This is a genomic window from Bradyrhizobium sp. WU425 (genome assembly GCF_021052305.1).
Lineage (GTDB): Bacteria > Pseudomonadota > Alphaproteobacteria > Rhizobiales > Xanthobacteraceae > Bradyrhizobium > Bradyrhizobium canariense_D.
Genome location: NZ_CP088089.1, coordinates 4,832,201 through 4,853,563, shown reverse-complemented (window position 1 = coordinate 4,853,563; position 21,363 = coordinate 4,832,201). Strand labels below are relative to the sequence as shown.

The 21,363-nt window shown below is 63.8% G+C and carries 25 protein-coding genes and 2 pseudogenes; 22 read left to right on the top strand and 5 right to left on the bottom strand.

Annotated features, from left to right (window positions below; all coding sequences use genetic code 11):
- The 8 genes and pseudogenes from BcanWU425_RS23665 (at position 1) to BcanWU425_RS23625 (ending at position 4,714) form a co-directional block, all read left to right on the top strand.
- Positions 1-693, top strand: coding sequence for a GNAT family N-acetyltransferase (locus tag BcanWU425_RS23665; protein WP_204510970.1), 693 nt, complete (start codon positions 1-3; stop codon positions 691-693).
- Positions 694-767: 74 nt separating this feature from the next.
- Positions 768-1,952, top strand: coding sequence for a serine hydrolase domain-containing protein (locus BcanWU425_RS23660; RefSeq protein ID WP_085395952.1), 1,185 nt, complete (start codon positions 768-770; stop codon positions 1,950-1,952).
- Positions 1,953-2,050: 98 nt separating this feature from the next.
- Positions 2,051-2,260, top strand: coding sequence for a YgaP family membrane protein (locus BcanWU425_RS23655; protein ID WP_162496413.1), 210 nt, complete (start codon positions 2,051-2,053; stop codon positions 2,258-2,260).
- A complete protein-coding gene (locus BcanWU425_RS23650) occupies positions 2,257-2,778 on the top strand; it encodes an RNA polymerase sigma factor (protein ID WP_085352883.1) in 522 nt (173 codons plus the stop codon). Before BcanWU425_RS23655 ends, BcanWU425_RS23650 begins: the two co-directional genes overlap by 4 nt.
- Positions 2,779-2,781: 3 nt before the next feature.
- Positions 2,782-3,142, top strand: a pseudogene (locus BcanWU425_RS23645) (carboxymuconolactone decarboxylase family protein).
- Positions 3,139-3,658 (top strand): annotated as a pseudogene (locus BcanWU425_RS23640) (DUF429 domain-containing protein). The pseudogenes BcanWU425_RS23645 and BcanWU425_RS23640 overlap by 4 nt, the downstream one beginning before the upstream one ends.
- Positions 3,659-3,772: 114 nt before the next feature.
- Positions 3,773-3,916: a hypothetical protein gene (locus BcanWU425_RS23630; protein WP_162847292.1), complete on the top strand. Its 144-nt coding sequence runs from the start codon at positions 3,773-3,775 to the stop codon at positions 3,914-3,916.
- 93 nt (positions 3,917-4,009) lie between these two features.
- Complete coding sequence (locus tag BcanWU425_RS23625; protein WP_204513924.1) at positions 4,010-4,714, top strand: glutathione S-transferase family protein; 705 nt, start codon at positions 4,010-4,012, stop codon at positions 4,712-4,714.
- A gap of 2 nt (positions 4,715-4,716) precedes the next feature.
- On the opposite strand, the gene BcanWU425_RS23620 is transcribed toward BcanWU425_RS23625, so the two are convergent.
- From BcanWU425_RS23620 to BcanWU425_RS23610, 3 genes are all read right to left on the bottom strand, one after another.
- A complete protein-coding gene (locus tag BcanWU425_RS23620) occupies positions 4,717-5,499 on the bottom strand; it encodes a sulfite exporter TauE/SafE family protein (RefSeq protein WP_204510971.1) in 783 nt (260 codons plus the stop codon).
- A 3-nt stretch (positions 5,500-5,502) separates the two neighbouring features.
- Positions 5,503-6,135 carry a TetR/AcrR family transcriptional regulator gene (locus tag BcanWU425_RS23615; protein ID WP_085362174.1) on the bottom strand — a complete coding sequence of 211 codons (633 nt, stop codon included), beginning with the start codon at positions 6,133-6,135 and terminating at the stop codon, positions 5,503-5,505.
- Positions 6,136-6,342: 207 nt separating this feature from the next.
- On the bottom strand, positions 6,343-6,714 hold the full coding sequence (locus tag BcanWU425_RS23610; RefSeq protein WP_018459156.1) for a tRNA-binding protein: 372 nt from the start codon (positions 6,712-6,714) through the stop codon (positions 6,343-6,345).
- 107 nt (positions 6,715-6,821) lie between these two features.
- Here BcanWU425_RS23610 and BcanWU425_RS23605 point away from each other — a divergent pair, with 107 nt between their 5' ends.
- Positions 6,822-7,196, top strand: coding sequence for an ArsC family reductase (locus tag BcanWU425_RS23605; protein WP_018459155.1), 375 nt, complete (start codon positions 6,822-6,824; stop codon positions 7,194-7,196).
- Positions 7,197-7,199: 3 nt separating this feature from the next.
- Here BcanWU425_RS23605 and BcanWU425_RS23600 read toward each other — a convergent pair whose 3' ends face one another.
- Positions 7,200-7,883, bottom strand: a complete 684-nt coding sequence (locus BcanWU425_RS23600; protein WP_018459154.1) for a PAS domain-containing protein — start codon at positions 7,881-7,883, stop codon at positions 7,200-7,202.
- Positions 7,884-8,219: 336 nt separating this feature from the next.
- Between BcanWU425_RS23600 and BcanWU425_RS23595 the strand changes: the two genes are divergently transcribed.
- The 7 genes from BcanWU425_RS23595 (at position 8,220) to BcanWU425_RS23565 (ending at position 14,703) form a co-directional block, all read left to right on the top strand.
- Positions 8,220-8,975, top strand: coding sequence for an ABC transporter ATP-binding protein (locus tag BcanWU425_RS23595; RefSeq protein WP_018459153.1), 756 nt, complete (start codon positions 8,220-8,222; stop codon positions 8,973-8,975).
- Positions 8,968-9,714: an ABC transporter ATP-binding protein gene (locus BcanWU425_RS23590; protein ID WP_007609233.1), complete on the top strand. Its 747-nt coding sequence runs from the start codon at positions 8,968-8,970 to the stop codon at positions 9,712-9,714. Before BcanWU425_RS23595 ends, BcanWU425_RS23590 begins: the two co-directional genes overlap by 8 nt.
- Before the next feature lie 33 nt (positions 9,715-9,747).
- The gene (locus BcanWU425_RS23585) at positions 9,748-10,971 is read left to right on the top strand and encodes an ABC transporter substrate-binding protein (RefSeq protein WP_018459152.1); all 1,224 of its coding nucleotides are present in this window, start codon (positions 9,748-9,750) and stop codon (positions 10,969-10,971) included.
- A gap of 72 nt (positions 10,972-11,043) precedes the next feature.
- A complete protein-coding gene (locus tag BcanWU425_RS23580) occupies positions 11,044-11,907 on the top strand; it encodes a branched-chain amino acid ABC transporter permease (protein WP_018459151.1) in 864 nt (287 codons plus the stop codon).
- Position 11,908: 1 nt separating this feature from the next.
- Positions 11,909-12,877 (top strand): branched-chain amino acid ABC transporter permease, encoded by a 969-nt coding sequence (locus tag BcanWU425_RS23575; RefSeq protein ID WP_007592084.1) that lies wholly within the window; start codon positions 11,909-11,911, stop codon positions 12,875-12,877.
- 158 nt (positions 12,878-13,035) lie between these two features.
- The gene (locus tag BcanWU425_RS23570) at positions 13,036-13,680 is read left to right on the top strand and encodes a DUF47 domain-containing protein (protein ID WP_018459150.1); all 645 of its coding nucleotides are present in this window, start codon (positions 13,036-13,038) and stop codon (positions 13,678-13,680) included.
- Positions 13,681-13,695: 15 nt separating this feature from the next.
- Positions 13,696-14,703 carry an inorganic phosphate transporter gene (locus tag BcanWU425_RS23565; RefSeq protein ID WP_204510972.1) on the top strand — a complete coding sequence of 336 codons (1,008 nt, stop codon included), beginning with the start codon at positions 13,696-13,698 and terminating at the stop codon, positions 14,701-14,703.
- Here the strand turns inward: BcanWU425_RS23565 and sugE are convergent.
- Positions 14,696-15,010, bottom strand: coding sequence for a quaternary ammonium compound efflux SMR transporter SugE (gene sugE, locus BcanWU425_RS23560; RefSeq protein ID WP_204510973.1), 315 nt, complete (start codon positions 15,008-15,010; stop codon positions 14,696-14,698). The genes BcanWU425_RS23565 and sugE overlap by 8 nt on opposite strands.
- 168 nt (positions 15,011-15,178) lie before the next feature.
- Here sugE and BcanWU425_RS23555 point away from each other — a divergent pair, with 168 nt between their 5' ends.
- The 6 genes from BcanWU425_RS23555 to BcanWU425_RS23530 all read left to right on the top strand — a co-directional run bounded on the left by BcanWU425_RS23555 (position 15,179) and on the right by BcanWU425_RS23530 (position 21,325).
- Entirely contained in the window at positions 15,179-16,798 is a 1,620-nt protein-coding gene (locus BcanWU425_RS23555; RefSeq protein ID WP_204510974.1) for a peptide chain release factor 3, read from the top strand.
- A gap of 231 nt (positions 16,799-17,029) precedes the next feature.
- A complete protein-coding gene (locus tag BcanWU425_RS23550) occupies positions 17,030-17,608 on the top strand; it encodes a hypothetical protein (protein ID WP_204513925.1) in 579 nt (192 codons plus the stop codon).
- A 71-nt stretch (positions 17,609-17,679) separates the two neighbouring features.
- Positions 17,680-18,264, top strand: coding sequence for an NnrU family protein (locus tag BcanWU425_RS23545; RefSeq protein WP_204510975.1), 585 nt, complete (start codon positions 17,680-17,682; stop codon positions 18,262-18,264).
- A gap of 72 nt (positions 18,265-18,336) precedes the next feature.
- Positions 18,337-19,929 (top strand): class I adenylate-forming enzyme family protein, encoded by a 1,593-nt coding sequence (locus tag BcanWU425_RS23540; RefSeq protein WP_204510976.1) that lies wholly within the window; start codon positions 18,337-18,339, stop codon positions 19,927-19,929.
- A gap of 167 nt (positions 19,930-20,096) precedes the next feature.
- Entirely contained in the window at positions 20,097-20,750 is a 654-nt protein-coding gene (locus BcanWU425_RS23535; RefSeq protein ID WP_204510977.1) for a tetratricopeptide repeat protein, read from the top strand.
- A 26-nt stretch (positions 20,751-20,776) separates the two neighbouring features.
- Entirely contained in the window at positions 20,777-21,325 is a 549-nt protein-coding gene (locus BcanWU425_RS23530; protein WP_204510978.1) for a hypothetical protein, read from the top strand.
- Positions 21,326-21,363 lie beyond the last annotated feature (38 nt).

Genomic DNA, 21,363 nt, shown 5'->3' with positions numbered 1-21,363 from the left:
GTGTCCGACGGTGACGTGACCCTACTGGATCGCCCGATCTGGAGCGCGCTGACGACCAGCCACAAACATCTGGCCGAGGGTGGCCCGGGAGCGCTGCGCTATCCGGTGGACGTGACGCCTTTTGCCGACATGGTCGACATGTCCGAGACGAGCTTTGCCGAGCTCGGCAATCTCCTGTCGGGCTCGCAGGTCGCCGCGCTGTTCACACCCGAGGCCGTCGACGTTCCCGCCGGTTTCAAGGTCGTGCTGGCCGGACCCTGCGAGCAGATGATCGGCTCCCCGGCCGATAGCCCGCTTCGCGATGCCGAGATCGTCCGGCTGGGTGCAGCCGACGTTCCCGCCATGATGGCATTGACGGATTTGACGAAGCCCGGTCCATTCGCGCGGCGCACGCACGAACTCGGGACGTTTCTTGGCATCCGCGCCGGCGGCGAATTGGTCGCGATGGCCGGCGAGCGCATGAAGCCGGGCAATTTCGTCGAGATGACGGCCGTCTGCGTCCACCCTGATCATCGGGGGCGGGGCTACGCGCAGGCGCTGCTGGCGGCGGTCGCGCGGCAGATCGAGGCGCGCAGCGAAATTCCGTTCCTGCACGTGTTCTCGAGCAACTCGTCGGCCATCGCGCTGTACCAGCGGCAGGGGATGCGGACTCGGCGCCGCCTGCACGTGACTGCGTTCATGAAGCAGAGATGAGCCGCGCCGTCCGGTCAGGCTTCATATCTGGCGAATTCACGCTATATCGATCCCAACCATCATTGGGGAAACACATGGACGCCAGAACACCTGATTTTTCCGCCACGCGGACAGCAATGCAGCGTTACGTCGATCAGGAGATCATTCCGGGTGCATCCTGGGCGGTGCTGCGGGGCCGCGAGGTCGTCGATCAGCAGTGCGTCGGTTTCGCCGATCGCGAGACCAGCACCGCGCTGCGGCCCGATCACATTTTTCGCGCCTTCTCCAATACCAAGATCTTCGTCACCTGCGCGATCATGCTGTTGGCCGAGGAAGGCCGCATCGGGCTCGATGACGTTGTCGAGAAATTCCTGCCGCAACTCGGCAATCGCAAGGTTCTGAAGCCGGGCGCTTTGAGCCTTGCCGACGTCGAACCGGCGAAGAGCCCGATCACGATCCGGCAGCTTCTGACCCATACCTCCGGCCTCAGCTACGGCATCTTCGATCCCGGCACGGTGCTGTTCAAAAGCTATAACGAGGCACGCGTTCTCAATCCGTTGACGCCGCTGACTGACATGATCGACCGGCTCGCCGATCTGCCGCTGTCCTTTCATCCCGGCGCGTCCTGGGAATATTCGGTTGCGACCGACGTGCTCGGGCGCGTCGTGGAGGTCGTCTCCGGCAAGCCGCTCGACGCCGTGCTCAAGGCGCGCATTTTCGAGCCGCTCGGCATGACCGACACCGGCTTCCACGTGCCGGACGCGCAGCAGGGCAGGCTGGTCGCCCTCTACAACGGCGCGGATGTGCTCGATCCCATGAAGCCCGGCCTCACCCGGGCCGACGACCTGCCTTATCCGCAGGCCTATCGGCGGCAGTTCCCGCGGCTGTCGGGTGGCGGCGGACTGGTCTCGACCTTGCCCGACATGCTCGCTTTGATACAGGCGCTGCTTCCCGGCTCGGATGCTCTGCTGAAGCCGGAGACGCTGCGGCAGATGACGACGAACCAGCTGCCCGCCGGCGAGAACATTCGCTTCGCCAATCTCGGCCCGATCCCCGGCAAGGGCTTTGGCCTCGGCGGCGCGGTCACCTTCGCGCCGATGCCGTTCGATCCCCCGAATTCGACCGGCGAATTCCAGTGGGGCGGCCTCGCCGGCACCCATTGGTGGATCTGCCCGCAGGCCAATACCGCCGGTGTGCTGATGACGCAGCGCTACATGGGCTTCTGGAATCCGTTCTTCTTCGAGTTCAAGCGTCTGGCCTATCAGGCCGTCGGAGGCTGATCGCGAAAAAAATTGCAGGTTGCCGCGAATCCTTTCCGGTCGTCGCGCCCTCTCTTGACGGTCGAGGCATTTTGCTTCGGCTCATCTCGGAGGATGTGATGGCATTTTACAGAAAGAACATCGGCGGCCTGCATCAGGCCGTGCGGATCGCCTTAGGCGTCGCGGTGGCGGTCGCGGCATTCGTGTATCTTACCGGCGCTGCGGCGTGGCTGGTTGCGCTCGGCGGCGCCGGCTTCGCACTGACCGGCCTCGTCGGCTATTGTCCGATTTGCGCGATGGCCGGCATCGGAAGAGGAGGCGCGTCGTGAGCGCGGCCGGGATCTCGCCGGACCTGTTCGAGGCCGCGCGCCTCGGCGATCCCCAGGCGATCGCGTCTCTGCTCGAGACGGCGCAACCGAACATCCGCCGCTACGCCCGCGCCACCTGTCGCAGCTCGGCGGACGCCGAGGATGCGACGCAGGAGGCGCTGTGGATCCTGTTTCGCCATGTCGGCACGATCCGCTCGTGGCTGGCGTTTTCGGCCTGGCTGTTCAGTGTGGTCCGCCGCGAATGCCTGCGGCTTGCCCGCAAGGCAGGCCTCGCGCCGGCGATCGACGACGGAGAGGCAGAGGCGCTGCTGCTGTCGCGTCCTGAAGCCGATTTGCGGATCGACATCGCGGCGGCCTTCGAGGCGCTGCCGCCGCACTACCGCGACGTCGCGCTGATGCGCGACGTCAAGGAAATGACCATCGACGAGATCGCCGTCGCGCTCGGCGCGACCCGGCAGACCGTGAAGGCACGTCTGCATCGCGCCCGCGCCCTGATGCGCGAATATCTGACGAGATGAGCCATGACCGATTATCAAAGCCGTGACGACCTGAAATCTATCCCGGCCTTCGTGGCGCTCGCGCCGGTCGAGGCCAACGCGTTCCTTGCGTTCAACCACGCGGTCGAAGGACGGATTGATCCCGCTAAAATATCGCGAGCTGATCTCGCTCGCAGTCGTGCTCACCACGCAATGCGCCTATTGCCTCGACGTGCACACTGCGCAGGCGGCGAAGGCCGGTGCAACGCGCGAAGAAGTCGCGGAAGCCGCGTTGATTGCGGCCGCGGTTCGCGCCGGCGGCACGCTCGGCCACGCGTTGCTGGCGCAGCGCCTGCTCGGCCGGGTCTTGAGCGGCTGCTCGCGCTGCCGCATGCCCGGGCGATGATCGACATGCCGATCGGATTGAAATGGAGTGGTTATCGCATCTGCGATTTGCGCGCACGCGAGCTGGTCGGTCCCGCCGTGTTTCTCGGCGCCCGCCGCGATCTCTGGACGTTCGCCGATATGGCGGCAGCCAATCGCCACTACTGGGAGCGCGAGGGCAAGGGCAGGGGCGTATCGGCGCAGCTCTGGAACATCAGGGACAAGATCAGGGACGTCGACGCGATCATGACGCCGGCGCGGCAGGCGACCATCGGCGAAGCGCATCCGGAATTTGGCTGGGCGGGTCCGGCTTGCAAAGAAGACATCGGCGGAGGGCCGCGGGCAGCGCATCGCACTCCTGCAGCAGCGCGGCTTCGGGCGCTTGCCGACATGGCTGACTCAACGACATGGCACCGGCATCGGCGGTGACGATCTGATCGACGCCTGTGCCTGCGCGATCGCGGCACGCGACAGCACGCAGCGGTTCGGCGGGGAGGAGACCGATCCGCGGGGCTTGCGGATGGAGATCAATTATTGAGGCCGTCGGGGTGCGAGGAGCCGGGAAAAAGCTGCAATTTATTTGAAGCTTGCAGGAACAGACGACGGCTGGCCCGCGTTCCTCGTGCGAACCGAACACGGAGAAGCTCGTCCGATGAGGGATGTCAGTCAGTTCGCGACCGCGATGCTTGCGCTCGTCTTCACCGGAGCACTGCTCGTCACCGGCCAGCTCTTCATCGAGCAACGCGCACAGCGCGATGTGATGCACGCCACCAACCATTTGCTGCGGCCATTGTGACCTGTACGGGAAAATGACCTGACTACTCGACCTTGCGTCGTTCGTCCGCTCGCCTAGACTAGGCGGCATCTCATGAACGAAGCCGGGGTCCTGATGTCCGATCTGTCCGCCTTTCCCATCACCAAGCGCTGGCCGGCCAAGCAACCGGAGCTGCTCCAGCTTTATTCGCTACCGACGCCGAACGGCGTCAAGGTCTCGATCATGCTGGAAGAGATCGGGCTTCCCTACGAAGTCCATCTCGTCGATTTCGGCAAGGATGACCAGAAGACGCCGGAATTCCTCTCGCTCAATCCGAACGGCAAGATCCCGGCGATCCTCGATCCCGATGGTCCCGGCGGCAGGCCGCTGCCGCTGTTCGAGTCCGGGGCGATCCTGCAATACCTCGCGGAGAAGACCGGCAAGCTGCTGCCGCAGGACGCCGCGCGCCGTTATCAGACCATCCAGTGGCTGCATTTCCAGATGGGCGGCATCGGGCCGATGTTCGGCCAGGTCGGCTTTTTCCACAAATTCGCCGGCAAGGACTTCGAGGACAAGCGGCCGCTCGAGCGCTACGTGGGCGAAGCCAAGCGGCTGCTCGGGGTGATGGAGATGCATCTTGCCGGCCGGCAATGGTTCATGGACGACGATTACACCATCGCGGACATCTCCATGCTCGGCTGGGTGCGCAACCTCATCGGGTTCTACGGCGCCCGCGATCTCGTCGAGTTCAGCCAGTTCAAATCCGTCGCCGCCTGGCTCGACCGCGGGCTGGCGCGTCCGGCGGTCGAGCGCGGGCTGAACATTCCGAAGCGGCCGTGAGATCAGGTTAGCGCCTTTTGGGTCATGTAGAGCGCCATCAGCAAGATGAGGGCGATCATGACCCGGCGCAGCACCGATTTGCTGACGCCATTAGCCGCGCGTGCGCCGAGATCGGTGCCGACCCAGAGGCCGGCAAGGATGCCGATGATGGCAGGCCAGCCGACCATGAGGCCCTTGCTCCAGTAGATCCAGGCCGCCGGAATATTGGTCGGGATGACCGAGAAGACGAGGCTGACGAGCTGGGCCTGATGCTGCGGCACCCGCAGGCCCGCCGCGAGCCCGACGGTGATCGCGAGCCCACCGCCGATGCCCATGAAGCCGGAGGAAAATCCGGCAAGCATGCCGATGAGGAGCAGCGGCAGCCAAGGCAGCTTGTCTCGGTCGCAGGTCTCATTGCTTTTCTCCTCGCGGTCGCGGCGCGGGATCAGGAGAGCGATCAGCGCGACGAGATAGACGACGTAGGTCCATTGCAACACCGAGTCGGAGACTGCGGCCGCAGCGTAGCCGCCGCCGGCACCGCCGAAGAGAAACCCGATGCCGATCCAGACGATCCACAGCAACGGGCTGCGATTGCCGCTCTGCCGGTAGCGGCGAACGCCCGCGAGTCCCGTCGGTGGAACCTGCGTGATCAGCGATGTCCCCTGGGCGACGTGTTGCTCGGCGCCCAGTAGCAGTACGCTGAAAATCACGAGGCCGCCTCCGGGACTCGTGCCCATGAAGCCCGATGTCAGCCCGCCGATGAGGCCGACCCCAATGCCTGCGAGCAGGTCATGGACCCACGACATCGCTCAGCTCCTGGTCCGTCGCTTGACGTCGGCCTTTGTGGTGCGAAATCCATCGATCACGCCGGTCACGGCCGCCATGCAGGCCTCGATGTCAAAATCCTGGCCCCAGCATTTTTGCAGCACAAAACCCTGGAAGATCGCGATCAGCACGCGCGCGATCGCTTCCGCACCGAGATCGCGTTTGATGAGGCCGTCATGCTGGCCCCGCTCGACCAGGGCGACGATCAGGGCGCGGGGCATGTCGATGCCTTCCACGACGCTGGTGCGGACGCGGCGGTTGCGTAGGGCTTCGGCCCAGCCATGGATGCCGACACGGCGGCGCGCTTCGCCGGCGGAGTCGGTGAGCCATTGCGCGTAGACGCCGACCAGCGCGTGAAGTCCTTCGATCGGATCGCCGGATCCTTGCGCGACCGAATTGAGCACGGCCTCGCGCCGATGCCGGTCGTCGGCGAGTGCCTCGATCAGATCGTCCTTGCTCTGGAAGTAGAGATAGACCGCACCGTGGCTCAGCCCCGACCGTTTGACGATGTCGGCCATCCCGGTCTGGTGAAAACCGTCCTCGGCGAAGCAGGCAAGGGCGGCTTCGAGAATCTGCTGCCGCCGGCCTTCACGTTGCTTGTCGCTGATTTTCGGCATTCGGCCATCCACAAAAAACTGACAGATCAATCGTTTAGTCGTTCTGCAGGACAAGCGGTTCCGTAGCACTGGATAAGATAAAAAACGATCAGTCAGTCATTTTTAGCTCAAAGAGTATCAAGCCCGAGGAACCGGGGGCCGGGAACGAGGAGGTGAACCTTAAAGGGCGCCCCCGGCGGCCAGGAACCGCCCCTTGAGCGCGCGGTGCTAGAACAGCCGTCCGCCGTTCGGCACGGGCTTGCTCGGCTGCACCAGCACGACCTTGCCGTCGGCATCGGGGAAACCGAGGGTCAGCACCTCTGAGACAACGGGGCCGATCTGGCGCGGCGGGAAATTCACGACCGCAGCCACCTGTTGGCCCACTAGCGTTTCAAGCGGATGATTTTCGGTGATCTGCGCCGAGCTCTTGCGCACGCCGATCGCGGGACCGAAGTCGATCCACAGCCGCCAGGCCGGCTTGCGCGCCTCGGGGAACGGCTTTGCATCGACGATGGTGCCGACGCGGATATCCACCGCGAGAAAAGTGTCGAAGTCGATGGTCGGCGACGCAGTCGCGGCTGGATCGTGGGTGACGTGCATGGAGTGTCCGTTCGAAGAGCTGGGATCGTTTTCGCAATATTGTCGCGCGAACCGGAGTTGCGTACAACGCCTTGGGATCACGATACGACGCATGCGCGAGGAACGCTTTGCCCAACATCATCTACGGCATCAAGAACTGCGACACCATGAAGAAGGCGCGCGCCTGGCTCGACAGCCATGGCGTCGCCTACGCGTTTCACGACTACAAGACGGCGGGCGTGGAGAAGGACAAGCTCAAGCAGTGGAGCGAGAAGGTCGGTTGGGAGACGCTGCTCAACCGCGCCGGCACGACTTTCAAGAAGCTGCCCGATGCCGACAAGGAAGGCCTCTCCGAGAAAAAGGCGCTGGCGTTGATGCTAGCGCAACCATCGATGATCAAGCGGCCGGTGCTTGAAGTCGGCGGCAAGCTGCTGGTCGGCTTCAAGCCGGAGATCTATGCCAAGGAAGTCACGACCAAGGAAGCCGCCGCCAAATCGCGCTGACCGCTAGTTCAGCTCGATGATCTCGGTGGGAACACCTGAGCCCTGCTGGTCCGCGAACTCGACCAGTTCGGCCGGCGCGATGCGGCCCGGGGTGCGATGGAACAGGTCGTGGTCGATCACCGCGCGCAATCTCGGGCGCGGCAGCGCGTCATTTCCGCGCATCAGATTCTTGATCTCGAAGCCGCCGTCCTCGCAGAAGGTCTTGAGCGACGCGATGATGTGACAGACCTTGCCGTCGCTCTGGAACGGCAGCAGCAGGCGCTCATAGGCGACGATACGGCCGTAGATGTCATCGACGTCGGCAACGCTGTAGACAGGCAGCCCACGCGCCACGCATTCATGATAGACCGGCATCACCAGGGGCGCGAGACGCGGCCCGATATAGTCGTCGAGCAGAACGCCCTTGCCGGTGTGTCCATAGGCGCGCGAGATGCGCGTGCCTTCGCTCTGGATGGTCAGACGCGGTGTCGGCATCGACGCATCCACCGTATAATAGATCAGATCGGAGAGCTCTTCCTCGAGCCGCGCAGGCTGGTACTCCCAGATCGCCGGGGCCGTCTGCTCGCGCGCATAGAGCCGCAGCCACGTGTTCAGGAGATCACGCTGCCTGATCGACTTGACCACGGAAGGAGCCGCGCTTGCAAAATCCAAGACAATATTCCCGGCGAATAGAAATTCCGGACGCATGAAACCCGCGCATGATCCTCGCTGCGGGAAAATTTTCTATGAAGGCTGGCGCATGGAACGAAAGACCGTTAACGACGGCTTGATGACCGGCGCTTTGCGAACCGGGAAGCCGGGCAGGCGCGACATCAAAACATGTCCGACTAAGGGAGCATAAGTCTCCCGGCCGGAGGCCTGACCTGCTCAGCTTTCCGCCTTGCCTAACCCCCGTCACCTCCGGCATATTCCGCGCCCGGAGGCGGCGTTCCGGATGAGCTCAAGGGAGTGGCTCCAAGGGCCTCCGGAAAGCCGAAGCAACAAGGATAGCCACGCGCGTTGTGCGGGCAGGGGGAAAACTGTTTGGCCGATGAGTTCATTCTCGAAACGGAAGGCTTGACCAAGGAGTTCGCGGGCTTCTTCGCCGTCCGCGACGTTGCGCTCAAGGTTCGCCGTGGGAGCATTCACGCGTTGATCGGCCCGAACGGCGCCGGCAAGACGACGTGCTTCAATCTTTTGACCAAGTTCCTCAAACCGTCTGCCGGAAAAATCCTGTACAAGGGGCAGGACATCACCGCGATGGCGCCCGCCGACGTGGCTCGCCTGGGGCTGGTTCGCTCGTTCCAGATCTCGGCGGTATTTCCCCATCTCACCGCGCTGGAAAACGTGCGCGTCGCGCTTCAGCGCCAGCACGGCAGCTCCTTCGATTTCTGGCGCTCCAAGTCCGTCCTCAACCAATTCAACGATCGCGCGCGCGAGCTGTTGAACGATGTCGGCCTCAGCGAGTTTTCCAATACGCCCGCGGTCGAGATGCCCTACGGGCGCAAGCGCGCACTGGAGATCGCAACCACGCTCGCGCTCGACCCGGAGATGATGCTGCTGGACGAGCCGATGGCCGGCATGGGCCACGAGGACATCGACAAGATCGCGGCGTTGATCAAGCGCATCTCCGCGAAATACACCATCCTGATGGTCGAGCATAATCTGAGCGTCGTTGCCAATCTCTCCGACATCATCACCGTGTTGACGCGCGGCCAGGTGCTGGCGCAAGGCCATTACAGCGAGCTCACCAAGGACGAACGCGTCAAGGAAGCCTATCTGGGAGCCGGTCATGGCTGAGACTGCAACGGCGGAAGCTCCCGCAAAGGCCGCGAGCGGCGGCAACCTCCTCCAGGTCCGCAACCTCGAAGCCTGGTACGGCGAGTCCCACATCCTGCACGGGATCAACTTCGACGTGAACGCGGGCGAGGTCGTCACCCTGCTCGGGCGCAACGGCGCCGGCAAGACCACCACGCTGAAGTCGATCATGGGCATCATCGGCAAGCGCACCGGCTCGGTGAAGTTCAATAACCAGGACATCATCCGCACGACCTCGGACAAGATCGCGCGGATGGGAATCGCGTTCTGCCCGGAAGAGCGGGGAATTTTCGCCAGCCTCGATGTCCGCGAGAACCTGCTGCTGCCACCGGTGGTGCGTCCCGGCGGATTGCCGCTCGAGCAGATCTTCGATCTGTTTCCGAACCTGAAGGAACGGCTCAACAGCCAGGGAACCAAACTCTCCGGCGGCGAGCAGCAGATGCTCGCGATCGCGCGCATCCTGCGCACCGGCGCGAACTTCCTGATGCTGGACGAGCCGACGGAGGGTCTCGCGCCCGTCATCATCCAGCAGATCGGCCACACCATTGCGCGGCTCAAGAAGGAGGGTTTTACGATCCTCCTGGTCGAGCAGAACTTCCGGTTCGCATCCACTGTCGCTGACCGCTATTACGTGGTCGAGCACGGCAAGATCATTGACGGATTTTCCAATGCGGAGCTCGCCGCCAACATGGACAAGCTCCACACCTATCTCGGTGTCTAGAACTGCCAACAAGAAGATTCATAGGGAAGTAGCATGATGACAAAGTCGATTGCGTCGTTTCTGCTCGGCACGGCGCTGGCCGTGACCACCGCGGGCGTAGCCTTCGCGCAGGACAAGACCGTCAAGATCGGCGCGCTGTCCGATCAGTCCGGGCTCTATGCCGATCTTGGCGGGCCGGGCTCGACGCTCGCCGCGCAGATGGCCATTGAAGATTCCGGTCTGGCTGCGAAGGGCTGGAAGATCGACATCATCTCGGGTGATCACCAGAACAAGCCCGACATCGGCACCGCGATCGCGCGGCAATGGTTCGACGTCGACAAGGTCGACCTCATCGTCGACGTGCCGAATTCCGGCGTGGCGCTCGCGGTCAACAACGTCATCAAGGAAAAGAACGGCGTCTATATCAACTCGGGCGCGGCGACCTCGGATTTGACCAACGCGCAGTGCTCGCCCAACACGGTGCACTGGACCTACGACACCTACATGCTTGCCCACACCACCGGCCAGGCGCTGGTGAAGGCCGGCGGCGACACGTGGTTCTTCCTGACCGCGGACTACGCCTTTGGCGCGGCGCTGGAGCGCGACACCACCGCTGTCGTTACCGCAAATGGCGGCAAGGTGGTCGGCGGCGTCAAGCACCCGCTGAACACGCCGGACTTCTCGTCCTTCCTGCTGCAGGCGCAGGCTTCCAAGGCCAAGATCATCGGCCTTGCCAATGCCGGCGGCGATACCACCAACACGATCAAGCAGGCGGCCGAGTTCGGCATCGTCAAGGGCGGCCAGAAGCTCGCGGCGCTGCTGCTGTTCCTCACCGACGTCAAGGCGATCGGGCTCGAGACCGCACAGGGCCTCAACTTCACCGAGACCTTCTACTGGGACATGAACGACCAGACCCGGGCGTTCTCGAAGCGCTTCGCCGAGAAGATGAAGAACAACGCGCCGCCGACCATGGTGCAGGCCGGCGTCTATGCGGGCGTGCGTCACTATTTCAAGGCACTGGAAGCGCTCGGCGGCAACCCGCATGACGGCGTCAAGGTCGTCGAGAAGATGAAGTCGATGCCGACGGAAGACGATCTGTTCGGCAAGGGCGAGATCCAGCCCAACGGCCGCACCATCCACAATGCCTATCTGTTCGAGGTGAAGAAGCCCTCCGAGTCCAAGGGACCGTGGGACTTCTACAAGCTGGTCGGCACGGTGCCGGGCGACCAGGCCTTCACGCCGCTGTCCGAGAGCAAGTGCGCGCTCTTGAAGAAGTAAGCTAACCGCCCGCAGGCCATCAGGCCTGCGGGCGACTTTCAGGGAACGCCGAAGGGACCAGGTGCGGGATCGATGCAGGCTCTTTACGCTCAGCTACTGGTAGGACTGATCAACGGCTCGTTCTACGCGCTGCTCAGTCTCGGGCTTGCCGTGATCTTCGGCATGCTCAACATCATCAATTTCGCCCATGGCGCGCTCTACATGATGGGCGCGTTCGTCGCCTACTTCCTGCTGAACCTCGGCGGCATCAACTACTGGTGGGCGTTGCTGCTTGCGCCTGTTATCGTCGGCATCTTCGGCATGATCCTGGAACGGACCATGCTGCAATGGCTGACCGGGCTGGATCATCTCTACGGCCTGCTGCTGACCTTCGGCATTGCGCTGATCGTGCAGGGCGTGTTTCAGAACTATTTCGGCTCCTCCGGCCTGCCTTACGCCATTCCGGACCAGCTCAAGGGCGGCATGAATCTCGGCTTCATGTTCCTGCCGGTCTATCGCGGCTGGGTCGTCATCTTCTCGCTGGTGGTCTGCATCGCGACCTGGTTCCTGATCGAGAAGACGCGGCTCGGCGCCTATTTGCGCGCCGCCACCGAAAACCCGACGCTCGTGCGCGCCTTCGGCGTCAACGTGCCGCGCATGATCACGCTGACCTACGGCCTCGGTGTCGGCCTTGCAGCGCTCGCCGGCGTGCTGTCGGCGCCGATCAACCAGGTGCGGCCGTTGATGGGCGCCGACCTCATCATCGTGGTGTTCGCGGTGGTCGTGATCGGCGGCATGGGATCGATCATGGGCTCCATCATCACCGGCTTCGCGCTCGGTGTGATCGAAGGCCTGACCAAATATTTCTACCCCGAGGCCTCCAACACCGTCGTGTTCGTGCTGATGGTGCTGGTGCTCTTGGTGAAGCCAACGGGATTGACGGGAAGGGCGGCCTGATATGACAGCCTTGACGGACGACACGCTGCCGGTAACCCCGCGCGCGATCCGCGACGAGATGATCGTGTTCGTGGTGATGGCGCTGCTGCTGGCTTCGGTGCCATTCACGGGGGTCTACCCGTTCTTCGTGATGCAGGCGCTGTGCTTCGCGCTGCTCGCCTGCGCCTTCAACCTGCTGATCGGCTACGGCGGTTTGCTGTCCTTCGGCCATGCGATGTTCCTGGGCACGGCCGGCTATTGCAGCGCGCATGCGCTGAAAGTATGGGCGCTGCCGCCGGAACTCGGCATCCTCGTCGGGGTCGCCGGTGCCTTCGTGCTCTCGCTCATCACGGGCTATATCTCGATCCGCCGCCAGGGCATCTATTTCTCGATGATCACGCTGGCGCTGTCGCAGCTCTTGTACTTCATCTACCTCCAGGCGCCGTTCACCCATGGCGAAGACGGCATCCAGGGTATTCCGCAGGGACGCATGTTCGGCGTCTTCGATCTGACCAAGCCCACCGTGCTCTACTACGTGGTGCTGGTCGGTTTCCTCGCCGGCTTCCTGCTGATCTTCCGCATCATCAACTCGCCGTTCGGCGAAGTCCTCAAGGCGATCCGCGAGAACGAGCCGCGCGCGATCTCGCTGGGTTACCGCACCGATCAGTACAAGTTCCTGGCTTTCGTCCTGTCGGGCACGCTGGCCGGCTTTGCCGGTGCGCTGAAAGTCTTCGTGGCGCAGAATGCCTCGCTCACCGACGTGCACTGGTCGATGTCGGGCGAAGTCGTGCTGATGACGCTGGTCGGCGGACTCGGAACCGTCTTCGGTCCCGTGGTCGGTGCCTTCGTGATCATCGCCATGCAGCAATATTTGGCGGGGTTCGGCCAATGGGTGACCGTGATCCAGGGCTCGATCTTCGTGATCTGCGTGCTCACCTTCCGCCGTGGCGTCATCGGCGAAATCGCGCATTACTTCCGGCGGTCGCTGTAAGTCATTGATATAATAGAAGATGTGTTGACGCGCGAAAGCGGTGGATGATCCAGCTCCACGGGCGTGAGGTGGCACGCGCGTGGATCGAAAATGGTCTATGACAGTTTCATGACGGCCCGCTTGGGCCAGGCCATCATCCAACCGGTAGTCTCTCCCCCATGATGCGATTGTTTCGCGCTTTCCTGCCGAAGGAAGAACGGTTCTTCGACCTGTTCGACCGCCACGCCCAGACCGTGATCCAGGGCTCGATCGCGCTCCAGAGCATGCTCAACGGGGGCGAGGAGACGCCGGTCTATTGCCAGCGCGTCAACCAGTTCGAGAACGATGCCGACAACATCACCCGTGAGGTGCTGACCGCGGTGCGCCGCACCTTCATCACCCCGTTCGACCGCGGCGACATCAAGAACCTGATCACCTCGATGGACGACGCCATCGACCAGATGCAGCAGACCGCCAAGGCCGTGATGCTGTTCGAGGTCCGCAGCTTCGAGCCGCCGATGCGGGAGATCGGCGGGCTTCTGATCGAATGCGCCAATCTGGTCGGCCGCGCGCTGCCGCTGATGCAGAAGATCGGTCAGAACGTGGCCATGCTGACCGCGATCACGGAAGAGCTTGGCAAGCTGGAAGGCCGCGTCGACGATCTCCATGATATCGGGCTGAAGGAACTGTTCCTCAAGCATCGCGGCGGCAACGCGATGGATTTCATCGTCGGCGCAGAGATCTACGACCATCTCGAGAAAGTCGCCGACCGCTTCGACGACGTCGCGAACGAGATCAACAGCATCGTCATCGAGCAAGTTTAGGGCAGGGGCCACGCCGTGGATGTTGCGTTGGGTCTTCCCGTCCTGGTCGGATTGATCGCCGTCGCGCTGCTGTTCGACTTCCTGAACGGCCTGCACGACGCCGCCAATTCGATCGCGACCATCGTCTCGACCCGCGTATTGCGGCCGCAATACGCGGTGTTCTGGGCCGCGTTCTTCAACTTCGTCGCCTTCATGGTGTTCGGGCTGCACGTTGCCCAGACTATCGGCACCGGCATCATCGATCCCGCGATCGTGGATGCTCAGGTGATCTTCGCCGCGCTCGTCGGCGCCATCGTCTGGAACCTTGTGACCTGGGCACTCGGCATCCCATCGTCCTCGTCTCATGCATTGATCGGCGGCTTGTTTGGTGCCGGTGTGGCCAAAGCCGGCCTCTCGGCGGCGGTCTGGAGCGGATTGTCCAAGACGGTCATCGCCATCGTGCTGTCTCCGCTCGTCGGCTTCCTGCTCGCGATGGTGCTGGTCGCGATCGTCTCCTGGGCCTCGGTGCGCTCCACGCCCTTTGCCGTGGATCGCGCCTTCCGCATCCTGCAATTCGCCTCCGCCTCGCTCTATTCGCTCGGCCATGGCGGTAACGACGCGCAGAAGACCATGGGCATCATCGCCGTGCTGCTCTATTCGCAGGGCCAGCTCGGCGGCGAATTCTTCGTCCCCTTCTGGGTGGTGCTCGCGTGCCAGGCCGCGATGGCGATGGGGACGCTGATGGGCGGCTGGCGCATCGTTCGGACCATGGGCCTGCGCATCACCAAGCTGACCCCGATGCAGGGCTTTTGCGCCGAGACCGGCGGTGCCGCGACCCTGTTCATGGCGACCTTCCTCGGTGTTCCCGTCTCGACAACCCACACGATTACCGGCGCCATCGTCGGCGTCGGCGCCGCCCGCCGCCTCTCGGCGGTGCGCTGGAACGTCGCCAGCTCGATCGTCTATGCCTGGGTGATCACGATGCCGGCCTCGGCCATCGTCGCCGCGCTGAGCTGGTGGGCGGTCAAGATCTTCCTCAGGTAACCAGCTTCAGTCCGACAATCCCGGCGACGATCAGCCCGATGCTGGCGAGGCGGAATGCGGTGGCCGGCTCGCCGAACAGGATGATGCCGAGCGTCGCGGTACCGACCGCGCCGATGCCGGTCCAGACTGCATAAGCGGTTCCAATCGGCAGCGATTTGAGGGCGAGCCCGAGCAGGATGATGCTGCCGGCCATGGCGCCAAGCGTGAGGACCGACGGAACGAGCTTGGTGAACCCCTCGGTATATTTGAGGCCGATCGCCCAGGAGACCTCCAGCAGACCGGCGACGAACAGGATGCTCCAGGCCATGACGACCCTCCATTCAAGGCAGGGTCGTCCCCGCGACTGGTGTGCTGATAGAAAGGGAAGGCCGTCCGTCCCAACCTGATCCGAGCCGGATATGGGGCTGGCCGGAAAGCTCCGCAATCACCAGATGAGGCTTGATCAGGCTCATTTTCCCTGCCAAACGCTGCCGCAATGTCCGACATCGCCACCACAGCCGAATCGACGGCCCGTTCCTCGCTTGCCGCTGAAGTGTCGCGGCGGCGTACGTTTGCGATCATCTCGCATCCGGACGCCGGGAAGACCACGCTGACCGAAAAGCTGCTGCTGTTCGGTGGCGCCATCAATCTGGCCGGCCAGGTCAAGGCCAAGGGCGAGCGGCGCAACACGCGTTCGGACTGGATGAAGATCGAGCGCGAGCGCGGCATCTCGGTCGTGACCTCGGTCATGACCTTCGAGTTCGAGGGCCTCGTGTTCAACCTGCTGGACACGCCGGGCCACGAAGACTTTTCGGAAGACACCTATCGCACGCTCACGGCGGTCGATTCCGCCGTCATGGTGATCGACGCCGCCAAGGGCATCGAGGCGCGCACCCGGAAGCTGTTCGAGGTCTGTCGTCTTCGCGACATCCCGATCATCACCTTCATCAACAAGATGGACCGCGAGAGCCGCGACGTCTTCGAGCTGCTCGACGAGATCGAAAAGACGCTGGCGCTCGATACCACGCCAATGACCTGGCCGGTCGGCCGCGGCCGCGAGTTCCTCGGTACCTACGACGTCGTCAATGGCGGCGTGCGCCTGCTCGAAGGCGGCGGCGCCAAGACCGGCGCGGCGCAGCAGATCGAGATCGCCGAGCTCGCCAAGCTCAACGCCAATCTCGACGTATCGGCGGTCAAGGACGAGCTCGAGCTCGTCACCGCGGCTTCAAAACCGTTCGAGCTCGAAGCCTTTCGCGAGGGCCATCTGACGCCGGTTTATTTCGGCAGCGCGCTGCGCAATTTCGGTGTCGGCGACCTGCTGCAAGGGCTCGGCAAGTTCGCGCCCGAGCCGCGCGCGCAGGAGAGCGACCAGCGCAAGGTCGAAGCCACGGACCCGCGCATGAGCGCCTTCGTGTTCAAGATCCAGGCCAACATGGATCCCAATCACCGCGACCGCATCGCCTTTGCCCGCCTGTGCTCCGGCAAGCTCAGCCGCGGCATGAAGGCGAAGCTCGTGCGCACCGGCAAGAGCATGCCGCTGTCCAGCCCGCAATTCTTCTTCGCGCAGGACCGTTCGGTCGCGGACGAGGCCTATGCCGGCGACGTCGTCGGCATTCCCAATCACGGCACGCTGCGCATCGGCGATACGCTGACCGACGGCGAGGATTTCAACTTCGTCGGCGTACCGAGCTTTGCGCCGGAAATCGTCCGCCGCGTGCGTCTCACCGACGCGATGAAGGCGAAGAAGCTGAAGGAAGCGCTTCAGCAGATGTCGGAAGAGGGCGTTGTGCAGGTGTTCCGCCCGCGCGACGGCGCGCCCGCATTGGTCGGCGTCGTCGGCGCGCTGCAGCTCGACGTGCTCAAGGCGCGGCTGGATGCGGAATATTCCCTGCCTGTCGAATTCGAGGTCAGCGAGTTCCAGCTTGCGCGCTGGGTCTCTTCGGACGACCGCAAGAAGCTCGACACCTTCATCTCTGCCAACACCTCCAGCATCGCCGACGATGTCGACGGCGATCCCGTCTATCTGGCGCGAAACGAGTTCTATCTCGGCTACACCAGGGAACGTGCCGAGGGCATCGAGTTCACCAACGTCAAGGACGTCAAGAAGAAGGGCTAGGGCGTTTCGTGCGCTCTGTAGCCACTCCCCCTCCGCTGTCATGCCCCGCGAAAGCGGGGCATCCAGTACGCCGCAGCCTCTCGATTCAATCACAAACGTCTCGGAGTACTGGGTCGCCCGGTCAAGCCGGACGACGGCACCGTCCTTGGACGCGCGCATGTGAACAGCCGCAGGCTTGACGTTGCCGACGGCAATGCCACGTTCACCCATGTGGCCTTGCGAGTTCGCTTCATGTGGCGCGGCATCCTTGTTTTCCTCCTGCTGGCGATCTCGACGATCGCCGCCGACGCTCGGCCGCGGCAAATCAACCCAATTCCGTTTTCGCACGAACCGTGCAGCGTTCTCGACGGCAGGCCCTGCACGCCGTCCTATTGCAGCCCGCTCGAGCCTGGTCCATGCATTCCCGAGATCGACTATTCCTACGGGCAGAACCTCCAGCTCACGATCCAAAGCGTGCCAGCGGACGCCGATCGCGCCAAATACCAAAAGCCGGATCACGATCTCGATACGATCGGCGATCTCTTCGCCGAGCTGCGCACCTGCTGGTCACCGCCATCGGACAATGCGCGCGCGGGCATGCAGATCGCCGTGCGTTTCAGCTTCAACAAATCGGGCGGCCTGATCGGCCCGCCGCGCCTGACCTTTGCGACCGCAGGCGTCCCCGCCGAGACGAGAACCACCTATCTTAATGCAATCAATTCATCGTTGAACGCCTGCCTGCCGCTGAAATTCACCGGCGGTCTTGGCGGTGCCATCGCCGGGCGGCCGATCGCGATCCGGTATGTCGACAATCGCGAGATCAGCAAGTAGCGCATCAGTTGCGACCCGCGGCCAATCGATGATACGCCATGGGCTGGGGCGCTGGTTGAGGGGAGAATCTCGTGGGTCTGCTGGTTATGATCCTGGGGCTTGCGCTGTTTTTTGCGGCGCATGTGCTCACGACGAAACGCGAGGCGCGCGCGCAGGCCATCGCGAGAGTGGGCGAGGGGACCTACAAGATCCTCTATTCGCTTGCCTCGCTCGCGGGGCTCGCACTGATCATCTGGGGCTTCGCCCACTACCGCGCGACGGGCTGGATCGACGTCTGGTATCCACCGAAGGCGCTGAAGCACATCACGCTCGCGCTGATGCTGCCCGCGGTCATCCTGGTGGTTGCGTCCTATCTGCGCGGCCGCATCTATGCGAGGCTGAAGCATCCGATGCTGGCCGGCATCAAGCTGTGGGCGGCGGCGCATCTTCTGGCCAATGGCGATCTCGGCTCCATCATCCTGTTCGGGTCCTTTCTGGGCTGGGCGGTGTATGACCGCATCACGCTGAAGCGTCGCACCGATAGCGGCGGTCCGCCGATTCCGGTCGGCGGCGTCACCAACGATCTGATCGCGGTCGTGGTTGGAATCGTCGCTTATCTGGCGCTGGCTTTTGCGTTCCATCCCGTCGTCATCGGCGTTCCCGTGATGGGCGGCTAGCCGATCAGCACAAGACAGGACCGCATGCCCGTGCGCGGAAGGTAACGAAAGTAACAAGCCAAGGGCAATCCGATGGACTGGTCGCATTCTCAGATCCCGCCAATGCGGTTCGAGGCGCGCTTCGGCGATCGGGTGGTACCGGCATTTTGCGATCGGCCATCGAGCCTGTGGGCGATGATTGCGGACGCCTGCGCCCGCAATCCCGACGGCGAAGCGCTGATCTCAGGCGATGTCCGGCTGAGCTGGCGGCAGGCCGTTGAGCAGGCTGCGCGGATCGCGGCGGGATTTCGCAAGCTCGGATTGCAGCGCGGCGATCGTGTCGCGATCCTGCTCGGCAACCGCGTCGAATTCCCGCTGCTGCTGTTTGCTGCCGCGCATGAGGGGCTTGTCACGGTGCTGCTCAGCACGCGGCAGCAGAAGCCGGAAATCGCCTATGTGCTCGCCGACTGCGGCGCCAAGATCCTGATCCACGAGGCGGCACTTGCGGAGCGGCTGCCGGACGCACTGGACGTGCCCGATGTGATCGACCGCATCGCCATCGACCACGATCCGGCTCTGTCGGATTTCGCGGTGCTCATCGACAACGCCCCGGCCGCGGCGCCGGTCGAGACGAGCGAGGAGGACACCGCGATGATCCTCTACACCTCGGGCACGACAGGCAAGCCGAAGGGCGCGATGCTGGCCCATTGCAACATCGTCCATTCCTCGATGATCTTCATGTCCTGCCTGCAATTGACGGCGGCCGACCGTTCGATCGCGGCAGTGCCGCTCGGCCATGTCACCGGCGTGGTCGCCAACATCACGACGATGATCTGCTGCGGTGGCGCGTTGATCATCATGCCGGAGTTCAAAGCCGGCGAATATCTCAAGCTCGCCGCGCGCGAGCGCGTCACCTACACGGTGATGGTGCCGGCGATGTACAATCTGTGCCTGCTCCAGCCCGATATCGAGAGCTACGATCTGTCGAGCTGGCGCATCGGCGGCTTTGGCGGCGCACCGATGCCGGTTGCCACCATCGAGAAGCTCAAGGCGATCATTCCCGGCCTCGGGCTGGCGAATTGCTACGGTGCGACCGAGACCACGTCGCCGTCCACGATCATGCCGGGCGAGTTGACGGAAAGCCATATCGACAGCGTCGGCCTGCCGTGTCCGGGTGCGCGCATCCTGGCGATGGACGCGGACGGGCGTGAGCTGCCGCCTGGGGAAATCGGCGAGCTCTGGATCCAGAGTGCGTCCGTCATCAAGGGCTACTGGAACAATCCCAAAGCCACGGCCGAAAGCTTCACCAGCGGGTTCTGGCATTCCGGCGATCTCGGCTCGGTCGACGCGGAGGGATTTGTCCGGGTGTTCGACCGGCAGAAGGACATGATCAATCGGGGTGGCCTCAAGATCTATTCGGCCGAGGTCGAATCCGTTCTGGCCGGCCACCCGGCCGTGGTTGAGAGCGCGATCGTCGCCAAGACGTGCCCGGTGCTGGGGGAACGCGTCCACGCCGTGGTGGTGACGCGTGCACCGGTGGACAGCGAGGCCTTGCGCGCCTGGTGCGCGGAGCGGCTGTCGGACTACAAGGTCCCGGAAACCATGGTGATCACCGCGGAGCTCTTGCCGCGCAATGCCAATGGCAAGGTGCTGAAGCGGCAGCTGCGGGAGCCGTTGGGAACCTGACCCGGGGAGGCGTCTCTCCGGGCTGTCCCGGGTGGTTAACGCCTTGATCGGGCTCGCTTTGCCTTGCCACCGCCATATCGTTAGGGTACCCCGCCGCCACGTGGGGACGGGATTCCTGACGCGAACGCTTCGGCGCGCGCACCCGGACGGGCATGGGATTAGCATAAGTGTCTGAATTATTTGACGAAGTCGACGAGGAAGTACGTCGCGAACAGCTCAAAAAGCTGTGGGATAAGTATTCGATTTTGTTCATCGCCCTGATGGTGCTGATCGTCGCCGCCGTGGGTGGCTGGCGCGGTTACCAATATCTTGAAGCCAAGAAGGCTGCCGAGGCCGGTGCTGCCTTCGAGAAGGCCGCTGAGCTGTCCGAGCAGGACAAGCATGCGGAGGCCGAGGCGGCCTTTACCGAGCTCGCAGCCAAGGCTCCATCGGGCTATCGCACCCTGGCGCGTCTGCGTGCTGCGGCCGAGGCGGCGTCCCGCGATCCCAAGGCAGGCGCCAAGCTGTATGACGACATTGCCGCCGACCGCAGCGTAGGCGGCGAGTGGCAGGATCTGGCGAAGATCCGCGCCGCCGGTCTCCTGCTCGACAGCGCCGGCTATGCCGACATGCAGCAGCGGCTGGAAGCCTCCACCGCGCCCAAATCGACCTTCCGTCACGCCGCCCGCGAAATGCTGGCGCTGTCGGCCTGGCGCAACAACGATGTGACTGCCGCCCGCAAATGGCTCGACGCGATTGCCGAGGACGGCGAAACGCCGCCCGGCGTGCGCTCACGCGCCGAGGCGCTGCAGGCCCTGCTGCCGCCCGTAGCGAAGAGCTGAGCCGAGAGCTGAGACGAGATACCGACATGCGCCGCACGCCACGCTTAATCGCAGCCGCCGTCTTGATCGCCTTCACGGGCGTGCTGGGCGGTTGCTCCAGCTTCGATCCGAGCGACATGCTCGACTTCCTCGACACCAAGAAGAAGCTGCCGGGCGACCGCAAGCCGGTGTTCCCGGAAGGCGTGCCGGGCCTCGAGCAGGGCGTTCCGAAGGACATGTACAAGGGCGCGCAGCAACAGCCCGATCCGAACGGACCCGCCGTCGCGGCCTTGCCTGTGGAGCCCCAGCCCGAGCCGAAGCCGGCGAAGGGTGCCAAGGCGAAAAAGACCAGGCCGCCGGCCAGTGCGGCCGTCGCGCCGGCTGGGGCGCCCGCCGGCGAAGTCGATGGCGAGGCCCAGCCGGAGGCCGCTCCGCCCGCGGCCACTCCGCCGCCCAGGCAGAAAATCGTGCGCAAGCGCACCACCGCGCCGCCGCCCGATCAGCCCGTCCAGCAGGCGCAACCGACCCAGACCACCCAGCAGCAAACGCAGGGCGCCTTCCCGGCACCGATGCCGAGCGGCAGCTTCTCGCGCTAATTTTTCATTTCATTGACAGGCGCGGCTCCGGCAGCGCA

Excerpts from the sequence above, each read along its gene's own strand:
- BcanWU425_RS23575 (WP_007592084.1), top strand. The coding sequence starts at position 11,909 with ATGACAGCCTTGACGGACGACACGCTGCCGGTAACCCCGCGCGCGATC.
- BcanWU425_RS23620 (WP_204510971.1), bottom strand. The coding sequence starts at position 5,499 with ATGTCGTGGGTCCATGACCTGCTCGCAGGCATTGGGGTCGGCCTCATC.
- BcanWU425_RS23550 (WP_204513925.1), top strand. The coding sequence starts at position 17,030 with ATGTGGCGCGGCATCCTTGTTTTCCTCCTGCTGGCGATCTCGACGATC.
- BcanWU425_RS23615 (WP_085362174.1), bottom strand. The coding sequence starts at position 6,135 with ATGCCGAAAATCAGCGACAAGCAACGTGAAGGCCGGCGGCAGCAGATT.
- BcanWU425_RS23590 (WP_007609233.1), top strand. The coding sequence starts at position 8,968 with ATGGCTGAGACTGCAACGGCGGAAGCTCCCGCAAAGGCCGCGAGCGGC.
- BcanWU425_RS23555 (WP_204510974.1), top strand. The coding sequence starts at position 15,179 with ATGTCCGACATCGCCACCACAGCCGAATCGACGGCCCGTTCCTCGCTT.
- BcanWU425_RS23530 (WP_204510978.1), top strand. The coding sequence starts at position 20,777 with ATGCGCCGCACGCCACGCTTAATCGCAGCCGCCGTCTTGATCGCCTTC.
- BcanWU425_RS23570 (WP_018459150.1), top strand. The coding sequence starts at position 13,036 with ATGATGCGATTGTTTCGCGCTTTCCTGCCGAAGGAAGAACGGTTCTTC.
- sugE (WP_204510973.1), bottom strand. The coding sequence starts at position 15,010 with ATGGCCTGGAGCATCCTGTTCGTCGCCGGTCTGCTGGAGGTCTCCTGG.
- BcanWU425_RS23610 (WP_018459156.1), bottom strand. The coding sequence starts at position 6,714 with ATGCACGTCACCCACGATCCAGCCGCGACTGCGTCGCCGACCATCGAC.
- BcanWU425_RS23655 (WP_162496413.1), top strand. The coding sequence starts at position 2,051 with ATGGCATTTTACAGAAAGAACATCGGCGGCCTGCATCAGGCCGTGCGG.
- BcanWU425_RS23540 (WP_204510976.1), top strand. The coding sequence starts at position 18,337 with ATGGACTGGTCGCATTCTCAGATCCCGCCAATGCGGTTCGAGGCGCGC.
- BcanWU425_RS23580 (WP_018459151.1), top strand. The coding sequence starts at position 11,044 with ATGCAGGCTCTTTACGCTCAGCTACTGGTAGGACTGATCAACGGCTCG.
- BcanWU425_RS23660 (WP_085395952.1), top strand. The coding sequence starts at position 768 with ATGGACGCCAGAACACCTGATTTTTCCGCCACGCGGACAGCAATGCAG.
- BcanWU425_RS23625 (WP_204513924.1), top strand. The coding sequence starts at position 4,010 with ATGTCCGATCTGTCCGCCTTTCCCATCACCAAGCGCTGGCCGGCCAAG.
- BcanWU425_RS23600 (WP_018459154.1), bottom strand. The coding sequence starts at position 7,883 with ATGCGTCCGGAATTTCTATTCGCCGGGAATATTGTCTTGGATTTTGCA.
- BcanWU425_RS23585 (WP_018459152.1), top strand. The coding sequence starts at position 9,748 with ATGATGACAAAGTCGATTGCGTCGTTTCTGCTCGGCACGGCGCTGGCC.
- BcanWU425_RS23630 (WP_162847292.1), top strand. The coding sequence starts at position 3,773 with ATGAGGGATGTCAGTCAGTTCGCGACCGCGATGCTTGCGCTCGTCTTC.